Annotated in this window: 6 protein-coding genes; 2 read left to right on the top strand and 4 right to left on the bottom strand. The window is 57.4% G+C overall.

The annotated features are described in order from the left end of the window. On the top strand, positions 1-1,926 hold a 1,926-nt coding region (locus ACERIT_RS12960), incomplete at its 5' end, for a helicase-related protein (RefSeq protein ID WP_373675286.1). Between the two features lie 178 nt (positions 1,927-2,104). Next, on the top strand, positions 2,105-4,336 hold the full coding sequence (locus tag ACERIT_RS12965) for a Piwi domain-containing protein (protein ID WP_373675287.1): 2,232 nt from the start codon (positions 2,105-2,107) through the stop codon (positions 4,334-4,336). A 42-nt stretch (positions 4,337-4,378) separates the two neighbouring features. On the opposite strand, the gene ACERIT_RS12970 is transcribed toward ACERIT_RS12965, so the two are convergent. The 4 genes from ACERIT_RS12970 to ACERIT_RS12985 all read right to left on the bottom strand — a co-directional run bounded on the left by ACERIT_RS12970 (position 4,379) and on the right by ACERIT_RS12985 (position 13,920). Further along, complete coding sequence (locus ACERIT_RS12970) at positions 4,379-8,233, bottom strand: UvrD-helicase domain-containing protein (protein WP_373675288.1); 3,855 nt, start codon at positions 8,231-8,233, stop codon at positions 4,379-4,381. Then, positions 8,230-11,463 carry a PD-(D/E)XK nuclease family protein gene (locus tag ACERIT_RS12975; RefSeq protein WP_373675289.1) on the bottom strand — a complete coding sequence of 1,078 codons (3,234 nt, stop codon included), beginning with the start codon at positions 11,461-11,463 and terminating at the stop codon, positions 8,230-8,232. Before ACERIT_RS12975 ends, ACERIT_RS12970 begins: the two co-directional genes overlap by 4 nt. 127 nt (positions 11,464-11,590) lie before the next feature. After that, positions 11,591-13,252 carry a helicase HerA domain-containing protein gene (locus ACERIT_RS12980; protein ID WP_373675290.1) on the bottom strand — a complete coding sequence of 554 codons (1,662 nt, stop codon included), beginning with the start codon at positions 13,250-13,252 and terminating at the stop codon, positions 11,591-11,593. After that, on the bottom strand, positions 13,249-13,920 hold the full coding sequence (locus ACERIT_RS12985) for a hypothetical protein (RefSeq protein ID WP_373675291.1): 672 nt from the start codon (positions 13,918-13,920) through the stop codon (positions 13,249-13,251). The genes ACERIT_RS12980 and ACERIT_RS12985 overlap by 4 nt, the downstream gene beginning before the upstream one ends. Positions 13,921-13,925 lie beyond the last annotated feature (5 nt).

Raw genomic sequence — 13,925 nt, forward strand, 5'->3', positions numbered from 1 at the left:
GATCAGTATGAGCGTCTCGAAGAGCTTTGTGATGCCTGTGATCTACCTGTTCACCGGTGGCATGGTGATGTCTCTTCGAATAAAAAGAGCAAAGCTCTCGACGAGCCAGGTGGGGTTCTTCTAATCACACCGGAGTCGGTGGAAGCGCTGTTTCTTCGTCGACCATCGGTGTTCCGTCAAGCGTTACAGAACGTCTCTTACGTCGTAGTTGATGAAGTACACGCGTTCATCGGAACACCTAGAGGGAAACAGGTACAGTCGCTTCTCCACCGTGTTGAGAGAGCCAAAGGGGAGTGGATCCCGCGCGTTGCGCTGTCTGCTACGATTGGAGATCATAAGATCACTGCAGAGTTCCTGCGTCCGAACGCAGGAGCTGAGGTTGAGATTATCGACCCAGATGGTGATCGACAGGAGATCCGGCTTCTGGTAAAAGGGTATGAGAACAAGAACACCGGAAGTAACGAAGAAGACGAGGAGGAGCCCTCAGGGACAGTTGTTGATATCGCTGAGCAGATATTCACAACCCTTCGTGGGCAGGACAATCTTGTCTTCGCAAATCGCCGAATGGATGTCGAACTCTACACTGATCTGCTAAAGCGAGTCTCAGAGGACAGGGGAGTTCCGAACGAGTTCTACGCACACCACGGGAGTCTGTCAAAAGAAATTCGGGAAGAAAGTGAACGACTGCTGAAAAAATCGGGGACTCCTGCAACGGTTATCTGTACCAGTACGCTCGAATTAGGGATCGATATTGGATGGATGGACAGTATCGGCCAAATCGGGTCGCCGCCGTCAGTTTCCAGTATGCGGCAACGATTAGGTCGATCTGGACGGGAAGATGACCCTGCAGTGTTGCGAGTTTATATCCAAGAGCCAGAGATTACTGATTCGACGCCACTTGAGGACACATTACGCCCTGAACTTGTTCAGACGATTGCGATGGTTGACTTGTTACTTGAGAAGTGGTACGAACCGCCGAATCTTGATGCGCTGGAACTCTCGACGTTTATTCAACAGCTTCTCTCGCTCGTCGCTGAGCATGGTGGAATCAAAACGGAGGCTGCCTACCGTATTTTGTGTCAAACGGGGCCGTTTGATACGATTACGATCCCGCAATTCAAATTGTTGCTACGGGGGCTCGCAGACGAGGAGTTACTCAGTCAAGCGGGGGATGGAGATCTTATAATGGGGCTGACTGGTGAGAAGGTTACTCGGCACTATGATTTCTATGCCGCGTTCTGGAGTCCGGATGAGTACCGTCTCGTCGCTAATGAGAAAACGATCGGGACTCTCCCTGTTACGAGTCCGTTGGTGGATGGTAAGTTGCTGATATTTGGGGGGCAGCGTTGGGAAGTCGAGTCGGTGGATCAAGAGAAGCAAATTGCATTCTTGAAATCAGCTCCTGGTGGAAAAGTCCCGAAATTTGGCGGTGAAGGAGCTCTCGTTCATACTCGCGTTCGTGAAGAGATGTTCAGTACATACACTAGTACAGTGGTGCCGAGGTATTTGGATACGGAGGCAGTGGATTTGCTTGAAGAAGGTCGGGTACACTTTGAACGGCTTGATTTAGAGAATCAAAATCTAATTCGGCAGGGGGCGCACACGATTTTGTTCGTTTGGGCTGGTGATCGCGTCATGAATACGATACATCTGCTTCTCGCAGAAAGAGGTTATAAAGCCTCAAAGGCGGGAATGACGTTACAGGTTCAAAACTGCCAGCCTGCGGAGGTGTTAGAGGAGCTTTGTGAAATAGCATCATTACAGCCTGCTGAACCAGCCGCGTTAGCGGAGAGCGTCGAGAATAAGATCGTCGATAAGCACGACCGGTACTTGCCAGAAGAACTTCTAAATTTGAATTATGCATCCAATCGGTTGGATATTGAAGGTGCGTTGAATCAGATCAACGCGATCGTGAGTAATAACTAATTTTTCTTGGTGTCACCGGCTTCGCACTGGTCGCATTGTAGAGTGAGGTGAACTCTTGATGCTTGATGAGTGGCTGAATATCGTGGTTACTCTGAGTTGATTCGCGCCTTGGATCTGTGTTTGTTATGGGGTGGTTTGACAGCAAAACGCTTTTTGTGAGCCGAGAGTGACCCCAACTATGTCTCCTGGGTCTGCTTCGGTGGGGGTTGACCGGCAAGCCGATATTGAATCTGGTACTTATCTTCTGCACGGGTATGGTACTAATCGGCTAGAAGAGATCCAAGTGACGCAGTATGATTTGAGGGTTGCTGGTGGTGTGGAGAATCATTGGGACAGGGATTCGTTCACATCCTCTGCTGCGTATTATTTTGATCGTCAACATGGGTCTCCGGTTGCGAGTTCAGGGGAGCTGAGCGTTATTTCGAAGACTGAACTGTCGAGACCAGTCTATGTTTGGGGTCGGAAAGTAAAGCCGGTGAACCCGACGAAAGTGACTCTTAACGCGGAGGATCCGGAGGATCGGGAGAAGCTCAAAGGATTCGTACAATCCTGTTTCAAGCGAGCGATTCCGAATGAGCGGTACACGTTTCAGTTTTTGAATGAAATTGTTCGTGATGAGCCGGCGTTTGCGGGTGATGAGTTTGCTGCTCACCCGAAGCACGACATCAAGATTCAGGTTACGGCTGGGGGGAGAGTTCTCGTTCACGTTGAGTCGGGGTTCTCGATTCGCAGTACATCGACTCTGGATGAATTGTATTCGAGTGGCGATAATCCGTACGGAAAGCGTGTGGCCCATGATCCGGAGCGGTATTATAATCAGGGACAGGGGTACCTTCGCGGGTGGAGTGAGTATCACTACACAGACCACATCTCTGGTGCGGGGTCCTCGATCGCAGAAATGCACGAAGGAAGTGTAGACGAAGAATGGCGACAGCGATTGATAGAGGAAGATCCGAAGCTGTTAGATGTGAAATATGGTGACAATGTTCGTCGGCAAGCACCGCATTTCCTTCGTCTTTCTCCGCGGACTGAGCAGGTCAAGGATCTAGAAATTGGTTTTTATAAGCGGTTTGATCGGAGGAGTGCGATGATGCCTGGAGAGCGGTATGAGCTCTCAACAGAGTTTTTGGGTGAGTTGAGTCGTTTGCCAGTTTTGGAGATGGATTTTGAACCCGGGCCGCGTAATGCTCCCTATCAGTTTCTACAGATGCGGGACGTGGATCGGTTGGTTTTCGGAAGTGAGCGACCGGCGCGTTCTCCCGGGAAGGGGCTTCGAAACCACGGCGTGTATGGGAGTCCATCTCGCTACCGGGTCGGTGTACTCATTCCAGAACAGTGGGAAGAATCGTTTGGAGAATTAACCGGGCTTGTTGCAAGAGGTCTCAAAGAGATCGGTGCGCCCGCTGGTGTGACCGGGTATAATTACGTGTTAGGTGACGTGTCGAACTATACGCCGGTCGTGCACGATGTCCACGATGAAACTGATGCGGTGATTGCGATTGTTCCGGATAAGGGTGCCTCAGAAGAGTTCGGAATAGATGATCCGCACAAGGAATTGAAGCGGACGTTATTACGGAAAGGGGTGCCGACGCAGATGATGCAGAGGTCTACTGTTGATGAACTGGTAGGCCAGCGGGCAAGCATCGGGAATGACAAAATGTTGAATGTTTTAAGTGCTGTCGTTGCGAAGGCGGGTGGGACCCCGTGGCAAATTGATTCGCTGCCAGGTGAGACGGATGCGTTTATGGGGCTCGACGTAACGTACGATTCGTCGTCAGGACAGCACTCAGGTGCGAGCGCCAGTGTCGTGTTTTCCGATGGGACAACGTTCGCGGCAGAATCGACGACGCAACAGGGAGGTGAGAAATTCGCTCCACGGCACGTTGAGCAGTTCGTCCGCGATTTAGTCTTCGACTTTGCGGCCGAACAAGGATACGAGATTGACCGTCTCTGTATTATGCGAGACGGGAAGATCTCGGAAGATATCGACGCAGTACGGGACGGATTAACCGAAGTGGATGCAGAAGTCGATATCGTTGGTGTTCGGAAAACAGGACAGCCGCGAATCGCATATTTCGATGGGACTCGGTTCCGTATCGCCGAGAAGGGCGTTGGATTCGTGGACGATGCGCGATCCCAAGCGATTGTGCATGCGTTCGGAAAACCAGAAATCCGGGATGACAACCCGGTAGGAACGCCTCGAACGTTCCGGTTGACCAAGGACTCTGGCCCGACGGACATCGTGACGCTGACTCGACAGGCGTACTGGTTATCAGAGATTCATTACGGGAGCCCGGTACGCAGTCCAAGACTCCCGGTTCCGATTAAGTACGCTGATATGGCTGCGGAGTACGTTCGGAAAGAGTTCGTCTCACCGGGAACCGTAATCAAAGGTCCCGCGTATCTCTAGTTTGAGAAGACGGTTGCAAATCGCTGATTCTCACTCGGCTGGTTACTCGATGGTGACTGGAGTTTCGTCAAGGAGCGTTTGGAGGCAATGGATGGTGTCGGTTACTGCGCTTGTGAGTTCGGGTGAGCGCCACGTATACGGCTCGTCGACGTCGGTGAAGTAGAGCGTCGCAGTAACGTCTCGTGTCGGGTCTTGTCGTGTAAGTGCGGCCGCGTAGGCGAAAAGCTGCGGGCGGTGATGTTCGGCTTGTGCCTGTAAGAACTCGTCAAGCGGCTGGGTCAAGGGTTTGTGGTCGGTTTTGTAATCGATGACGTGGAATGCGTCATCGGTGACGACGAGGTGGTCGATGAATCCACTGACGGTTCCAGTGTCGAGAGAGAATTCGATGTAGTACTCGTCGTGCGTGTGCTGGACGGTGGGGTCGGTGTGAAGGTCGTTGAGGTATTGGATCGCTGAGTCGGCGGCGGTCTCGATAGCGTCGTACGCTGGGTCAGGATACGTGGTATCGGTGAGTCCGGGCGTACGGTCGTGTTGTTCCTGGATCGCTTGCTCAATGACGAGACGACGGTCGCCGCGCGGCGGTCGGGTTTCGCAGAGGCGATGGACGGCGTGCCCGTAGATAGCGGCTGGGATGGCTCGGTCGTCCGTCTCGGGATACTCGTGTTCACTGGTGTCATCAGAGTCGTACGCCACGGCGGTGGCAGTGACTTGGTGGGTCTCATCGTGTCGCTGAAGTTCGACAGTACCGGCGGGAATGCGGCTCAGGTCGGACGCGGACAGGCTGAACTCCCAGGGTTGCTCGTACGCGTACGTGGAGCGCTGGGTTGACGCCGGGACGGGGTCGGGCTCGTGGTCGTACTGTTCGGAGTCCGGTGGGAGGCGAATGGTGATCGTGCCGTGTTCGGCGTTGCCGTCGATATCGTAGGGGAGTGTCGCGGAGAACACGCCATTCGTTTCGAGGGCCTCCCACGCTGCGACGGCGTCGTCGGTGCCGAAGAGTGCGGGTTGGATCCAATCACGGTAGGAGGACGGGTCGTCGGGGTCGGGCTGTTTGATACCGGTGTCGTGGTCGTCGTCCGCGGTGTGGCGGCCGGTAAGGATGAGGTGGTCTTCGGCGCGGGTGGCGGCGACGTAGAGGATGCGTTTTTCTTCGGCGCGTTCTTCGGCGCGGCGGCGGTCCCGGGCGACGTGCCGCATAAGCGTGGCGTTGGAGTCGGTACGGTCGTCGGTAGGGATGTTCAGACCGAGTATCGGGCGTCGCGCGCCGGTGATGGGAACGCGCTCGTACTCGATGCTACCGTTACTAATGCGGGCTTTGTCGTTGAATTCTTTCCCGAGGCCAGGTGCGATAACGACAGGGTATTCCTGGCCTTTCGCCTCGTGTACGGTCAGAATGCGAACGCCTGTCGAGTCGCTCGCGTCGTTGGCTTCGGGTTCTTTCTGACCCTGGTGGGCTTGATTTGTGAGACGCGCCGTGATGCGTTCGAGACTGGGGACGCCACTCGCGTCGAATTCGCGGAGTTTGTCGCGGAGCTTGTCGATGTTGGCGAGCGCGGTGGTACCGCGCTCGTCGGCGGCGATCGCAGCGAGGTATCCAGTTTCTTCGAGGATTCGATCAGTGAGGCTGACCCAACTGTCAACAGTCGCCCCAGGTGTGTCTTTGGTACCGGCGTACGCGCGCCAACGTTCGATATCTTCGACGACGGATTCAACGTCGGAATCGTCGCTTGTTTTCAGAGAGTCCCAGAGAGAGTCGTCGGGGGTGTGAGCGGCGGCGAGTTGCGTGTCGGTGAGTCCGCAAAGCGGTGAGCGCGCGGCGGCGTACAGTGCGGTGTCGTCAGTGGGATCGGCGAGGGCGTTTAACAGCGCGGTGAACGAACGGATTTCGGGTGTCTCAAAGAACCCTTCGCCTTTGATAACTGTGTACGGGATACTCGCGGCGCGGAGTCCGCGTTCGTAGTCTTTCAGGTCGCTTCGAGAGCGAATGAGGACAGCGATGTCCTCAGGTTTGAGGGGACGCGTTTCTGTTTCGGACGCTGCATCGTCATCGGTGACGTTGATGCCCTCGTTCAGAAGGGCGGCGATACGGTTAGCGATCGCTGTCGCTTCAATGTCGGCCGGTTCGGATTCGGGGAGGCTCGTGAGGTCGTGGGCATCGCCGAGATATCGTTCACGTAACTCGGTCTCGACGGGAATTGGAACGTACTCAATAATCGGGTCGAGTGCCGCAGGGGTGTCGCGCCCGGCGGTGAGCGGGCCGCTAACGGCTTCGTACGGTTCGTTGTCGCCGTACGAGAACACGCGGTCGAACAAACCGTTTATCGCGCGTAGCGTTTCGGGGAGGGTGCGAAAGTTCGTTGTGAGTCCCGGATCACACTCGGTCGATCCGTTCGCGGTGTTCGCGTCTTGCATCGCGGCGGCGGCAGTGCCGAACACCGTGACGTCGGCATCGCGGAAGCGGTAGATACTCTGTTTGACGTCGCCGACGACGCACACGTTATCGGCGTCGAACGGGTCTCGACCGCTCGTGAGCGCCCGGACGAGCTGCCACTGCCGCGTGTTCGTGTCTTGGAACTCGTCGACCATGACATACCACAGGTCTTCGCGGAGCCCGGTGACCGCGTCCTGATCGGTGTCGGCGAGGAACGTGAGTGCGTGCCCGATCAAATCGTTATAATCGAGCACACCTCGCTGTCGCTTACGGTCATCGTACGCGTCAAGTGCGGCTTCAGCGAGATCGGCCAGCGCGGTCAGGAGTTCGTGCGCCCCGCGGTCGGGGTCCAGTGATGCGTCCGTCGGTCTCGATTCGGGTTCTAGTGCGCCGAGGACGCCGTCAATAGCCTCGTGGAATCGCGTGGCTATCGGACCGTCACTCTCACGGAACGACTTGTTCCCGTAGTAAGTACCATCTCCGTACTGACTACCGTCGTCTTTGGTGAGCGCGTCACAGAGTTGCAGACACAGCGAGAGTTGCTGGATCGGCGTCGCGTTCTCAATATCCACGCTCGTGAGTTCGTCGTAGATGTCGAGGACATCGTACCCGACGCGTTTCATCGGGTTGACACCGAGTCGATCGGTGACTTCGTCGTCGCTGTACAGCGTACACAACGTGTCAAGATCGTCCCAGACGGTTTCGAGTAACCGTTTGGGATCAGCATCCAGCGGGTGGAGTTCGACGAGGTGTTCCTCGTACGCCTCCGGGTCTTCCAGTGCGCGGATCTCGCCGATCCATTCCCCAGTCATATCGTGTTCGGCGATGAGTCCGGTCAACACATCTACGAGCTTCGTTCGGTCGAACATTGGGGCGAGAACGCGCGTTTCCGAAGGTTCCGTTTCGACGAGTTCGGTGGCGACAGTCGTTCGGAGTCGGGCGGCGTCGTTGTTCTCTAGTACCTCGAAATCCGGATCCACGGCGGGGTGGGTAACGGCGTATTCTTCGAGGATGCGGCTACAGAACCCGTGGGTGGTATCGATATATCCGGATTCGACGCCGTCAGCGGCAGCACGCCAGAGGGCCCCTCGGTCAGGGTCATCGATCTCGTCGAGCCGGTCGCGGATCTTCTCGCGGATTGATCGTTTCAGATCTCTGGCGGCCCTCTCGGTGAACGTCGTGACGACGATTCGTTCGGGGAGTCGCCGGGCAGTTTCGGGATCGGTAATCCGGTCGATGTCGTCCGGAATTCGGTACTCCGGTTCGTCGCCACGAGCGGTGAGGCTGTCCGGTCCATCGAGGTGAGCGCGGAGAATCGTTAGGTACCGGTCGGTGAGCGTCGTCGTCTTTCCGGTGCCGGCTCCAGCCTCCACGATGACGTTCCGATCGATCGTTCGCGCGGCGCGTTGCTGTGGGCGGGTGAGCGGGAGTTCCTCGTCGGTATCTCCGCGCGCGTCGTCAGTCATTGTGTGCCCTCCGCGTCGAGTCCGGGTGCGTATTGTGGCGTGTTCGCGTCGGTGAGGTTGTCGTGGATGGCGTGTCGCCGGTGGTGTCTAACGTCGCACGCGTCGCGGTACGAACAGTACTCGCACCCGGCGGTGTCGGGATCGAGAACCGTCGGGTGGAATGACCCGTTCTCAACGGCGGTCGAAATACGGTCGATACGGTCCGGAACGGTTTCGTGGAGGAACTCGGAGAATTCCCCGCGCGTATCGAACGTTAGTGATCGGTAGCGTCGCAACGGTTCTGGATCATCCTTCCCCCAGTAGGCGTGTGCAGCGTCTTCCTCTCCGCCAATCGTCCCGTCGTGCGGGGAAATGGAACTGGTCGGACTTACTTGGTAGTAGGAGGCACCGATCGGGTCACCGTCGAGCGCGTTCTCGGCCATCAACAGGTACGCGGAGAGTTGGAACGCGTGCCCGTCGATCGTGTCGCGTTCACTCGGTGTACTACCGGTTTTGTAGTCCATTCCAACGAGCCCGCCGTCCGAGGTGATATCGAGCCGGTCGATCTTCCCGCGAATCGTAACGTCAGTTCCGGGAACTGGTACCGGGTCGTCCGAGATCACTTCAGGGCCGTTCTCCTCGGGAGTGAGGCCAACGTGCGCCTCGAAGTACGTCGGTGTCGCGTCACGCGGTGCGAGTTCGACTTCAGTGTCGAGGAACCGTTTGAACAACCCGGGCGCGGCGTCTGCGTCACCGTACCGATTCTCAGGGACATCGAGCCCGTTGAACAGCGCGGCGACCCACGTATCGTGGAACACGGTCTCGCGCGCGTCGAGTTCCGCAAGTCGGTCCGCAGCGACCTCGTACAGTACCGCTTCCGCGTCTTCGAGCGTGTCCTCCGTGACACCTTCGTGCCCGTGCGAACACCATTCGCGGTAAAATTGTTCGAAAACGTCGTGAACGTAGGTACCGGCGTTCATCGCGTTCAACTCCAGCGTAATTTCTTCGTCCGGCTCAATACCGAGGCCGTACTTGAGATAGTATTTGAACCCGCAGTCGGCGTACGTCTCCAAACGACTGGGACTGTACGAACTCTCTGCACCTTGAAGCGCGTCGACGACCTCCGGATCGACGTGTCCGTCGTAGTCGCCGACTTCGTCTTTCGCCCGCGCAGAGGCGACAGTGACTCCGGCGGCGAGTCGATCGGGTGCATTCGTTCCCTCGACAGCGACGTCGTACGTGTCGGCGTTCGACGCGATCTCGGGGGGCGCAAGTGCTCCCGTATCGATGGCCGTCGCAAGCGAGCGGTGGACATCCGCGTGTGTCGCCGGTTCCGCTCTCCCGTCAACCCTGTCTGCCTCCAGCCCGGTGACGCGTTCGAGCTCCAAAACCGGGTCAGCGAGGACGTACGGATCTCCGTTCGGATTACGCTCGGGAGCTGAGAACGTCACGTTCGCGTCAGAAGCAACGAACTGTGCGAACGCGTACCGTGTTCCAGCGATCGGATCCGCAGCCTCGAACTCAGGGTGTGCGTCGTTAATCGGTCGCGCGAACGCTAAGCGGCGCGGCGGTGATGGCGTGTGTTCGGTTGTCAATCCGGGAACGAACACGTACTCGATGGGGTTCGCCACCGCCTCCACTGGCGAGCACACACGCACGCTGTCTGTCCGTCGACCGATCGACGTTTCCACTGATACTTGTTCGAGCGCACGTCGCACCGCTTCGATGTCTGGCTCCTCACCGCTACCTTGCTCGGTCGCCTCCCGACGCGCGGTCAGCGACGCACAAACCTCGATCGCGTTTTCGATCGCCTGCTGTTCCCGTTCCCGGACGTGTCGTGAGAGCGAGACAGCCTCGGTGAGACGTATCCCATCGTCCGTAGTCGGTACATCGAGCACGTCGAACAACGCTTGCCGTTCGGCATCGACATCAAGGGCGTTTACAAAACGCTCACACGCCGTGACAACATCTCTAATCAGGGCCTCGGCGTCTGCATCCACGTGAGTCGTGAGAGTTGCTACCCGTGTGGATTCAAGCAAGTCAGCGTTCCGGAGCACAGCACGGATCGTTTCACAACGCTCGGGAGCGACGAGCGGGTTCGACAAGAGGCGGACGAGTGGTGCCTGTCGATTTGGTTCGCTACCGAGGTCGATCGCCGCCTCGAACAGTTTTCCAGTCGCCGTGGCGAAAAATGATCGTGACGAACGGATCGATACTGGAACGTCCGCGTCACGGAGCGCGTCTCCGAGACGGTCGTTGTACGTCCCGTCATCGAACGGGGCGACAGCAATCGTGCTCGGATCGACACCGGACCCGATCAGCGACCGCACCGATCGAGCGATCCCGCGGATTTCGTTCTGCACCGTCGCGTACGTCTCCAGTGAGACACTAGATCCAATACTAACGGGGTGACTGGCCCCGTCATCGTGCTGGTATAGGGACGCGGCTGCGATCTCTCTCGACGACGACTCCGCAGTAATCGATTCACCCCTCGTGAATCCGAGATCTTCGTACCACCGAGCGAGTCGACGAATAGCGTCATCCGCCCCAGCGACTTCGTCACGATCAGTCACGCGCGTCAGCACGACACTGGTGTCGAAAGTGTCAGCGAGTAGCCCTACGACATCTCGTTCCTGTGGAGACAGCGTCTGGAACGATCCGACGACCACTACGTCAGTCGTCGGGAGTTCGGATTCGAGGAGCGGTTTCCCGGCCTCAAGGACGTGACGGAACCGCTCGCTCCGGAACGTCTTCGTGTCCTCGAATCCGTCTGCTCGCACCTCTTGAATCAATTCAACGAACCGTGACAGTGACTGTCCGTGCTCGGGGATTCCTTCGCGGATTAGCCGCTGTTCTACTTCAGTACTCGTGATTGCGCCAGCGAATTCCAGTAGTGTCAGCAGCTCCTCGGTCTGTTCGATAAGCCCTACCGACGGGGCATCTTCACTGTACAACGGATGGTCCGAGTTGTCGATGCGATCGAGTGCCTCTTCGACAATCCATTGCCGTTCCGCGACGGAGACGTGCGTCGTCGGCCCCTCGTATGTGTCGCCCTCGTACAAGTCATCGACAAGCGTCCGAAATCGTTCACACCGAAGTTCGATAGGAGAACCGTACAGACCCCACTGGTCAGCAACGACCTCATCATCCACGGTCGGTGGTTGGATATACAGGACTGACTGCGGCGACTCCGAGGATCGATCACTAGCCCACTGAAGAGCGGCGGATCGACCACGAGAGGGTGTCGACATAGAAAACATCCGGCGCATCGTTATGCTGTTATCCTCACGCAACTACCACGTCAAACTTGCGTTGCACAAAACTGATCCAGATGCCTCGTACGCCTGCGCATACGTCTCTATCAATTCGGAGCCCTACTTATAGGGCCGTTTCGTCCACGTCTTCCTCCTCGTCGTCGTAGGCGTTGACGACGCTCCGATTCTGTTCTTCGTTGTGTGTATCCCAGCTTGTGCGCCACTCAGACGTTACATCGGGACTTTCTGCGCCGTGTTTGGTGTGGCGATACCGGATACGTGTCAATACCGGGGTGTTCATTGCGTCGCCGGAAATGACTGCTTGACCAGGGGTTAGTCCGGGAAGTTCGTCGAGAACGTCTTGGCCAGCGCTTTCGACGGACTGTTGGATGGCTTGCTGGTCGTTCGGGTTCTGGATCTGCATAATGATTTGAGTGCCGCACTGGGAGAGGACGTCGGCGTCGAGTTTCGATGGGCGTTGGGAGATGATACCGACGCCGAATCCGAACTTCCGGCCTTCGGAGAGGATCGTTCGGAGTATGCCGAGTGACCGTGCGCTTCCGTCTGGAGCGAAGCGGTGACCTTCTTCGAGTAGCGTAAACAGCGGGAAGTCAAGCCGATCGTCGTCCCCTCGCATCGCTTTCTCGCGTGCCTCGTACAGTTTCCTGAGAAGCGCGGCGGCGAGCATCTGCTGATCGTCTTTTGACAACTGATTGAGTTTGAGTACGGTCACCTGTCCCGGCGCGACGAGATCGGTTAGATCCTCGCGGGCGGCGCGAACGAACAGGTCTCGATCGAGTGCGCGCTGAATCCGCCACTCCAGTGCTTCCGCGGTATCACTCTTCTCGCCATCCTCCTCGTAGCATCTCTGGACGAGGTCGTGAGCGCTGATGTCGTTTGTTTCTTGCTGGAGTTTGCGCCAGGCCTTTTGCAGGACGTACTTCATTTTGTCACTCGGGCCGTCCAGAAGTGCGAGGAGGTCGCCGTAGTTGAGGTCAGGAATGGCGATGGAGATCTCGTCCGGTTGAACAATATTGACCTCCGGGGTGTAGTCGCCCTCGCTGAACACGTTGGAGTTCTTGGGTTTCCGCATATCGGCGAGCGTGTCATATTCGCCGTGCGGATCGAAGACGAGCATCGCGGCGCGGGAGGACGGCCGCATCATTTCTTCCATAATGACGCTAGCCGTGTAGGATTTCCCGCTACCTGTCGACGCGAGGATAGCGAGGTGGGTCGAGGCGAACTCGTCGATGGGGAGGAAAACGTTCGTATCGCGTGCCGGCCGGTTGAGCAGCCAGCCGACGTGGGCGACGCCGGCATCGCTTTTCCAGTCCGCGTTCGGGAGGACGCCTTCGAGGAAAGCGTTGTTGGCGAGGTGAACACGTGACCCGGCATCGGGGAGTGACCGCGGGTTCGTGAATGTCCCCATATCGTCGTCGAAGTACCCGATGATGCGTGCAGTCACGCGGTTGATTTCGACATCACCGGTAGGGACGCCGAGGGCGTCGGCGACTGCGTCGGAATCAACGCCCGGGTTGGCCAGAAAGTCACCAGGGAGACCGCGTTCCTGTTCGGTGTTCGTGACGCGGGCGAGAACGTCTTGGTGTTCGCCTTCGACGGTGGTATCGTATACGATGAACTCGCCCGTGCGGACATCGATGTCGTTCGGAGCGATGAACTGGAATTCGTCTGCGGAATCACCGGGTTGTTCAACAGTCCCAACAACCGTGTCCGATGCAGCAGGGGCGTCCCGATTCTTCGGCGGAACGGGGAGGTCATTGCTCATCGAACCACCCCGCGGTCGCTGCTCGTCTCCCAGCGGACTTTCTGCTCGATGACGTTCAGAAGTTCCTCGTCAGCGGAGCTACCGTCGCGGAGCCGGTCGAGGAGCGCGAGCGTCACCTCGGCTCCGAACCGGTCGGCCGTGGAGATTAGCCGGTCGTAGTACTGTACTCGAAGAGCACCCTCGGGGAAGTGGAACTGTTCAAAGCCTGCTCGCGGGAGCTTGAGGATCGAGTCGTCTATTTCGAGCGTCCACGGCGGCATTTCCTGGGTGACATCCGTAAAGTTCGACCCATCTGAGGTGGGTTCAAGGTTGGCGTATCCGAGGAATGCAACGCCGAGGAGCGTGCGTTTTTCATCGACGTATCCCGGGACGAACAGCTCCTGATCCGGGTTCGAGAGGCGCGGGCCAGCACGTCCTTGATCCGGGTCAACAAGCCGTGAATCGTAGACAACGCCAATGAGGGCATACTCGTCCCCGCGAATCGTCGTGGTCGAGTACACCGGCTGCCCGAACTCATAATCCTGCTTTTCGGGCGGTCGTTCGCGCTCGCGGTCGCGGTACACTTCGATAACGTAGTCCATTTGTGAGTGCGACTCGGCAACCGTGCCGAGCGTGAGATCGTTCCCGGAAATGGCTGGCGTGTCGTCGGTGGAATCTGAGTGTGTCATGGTGA

Origin of the sequence: Halopenitus sp. H-Gu1 (genome assembly GCF_041821145.1) — an archaeon.
Classification (GTDB): domain Archaea; phylum Halobacteriota; class Halobacteria; order Halobacteriales; family Haloferacaceae; genus Halopenitus.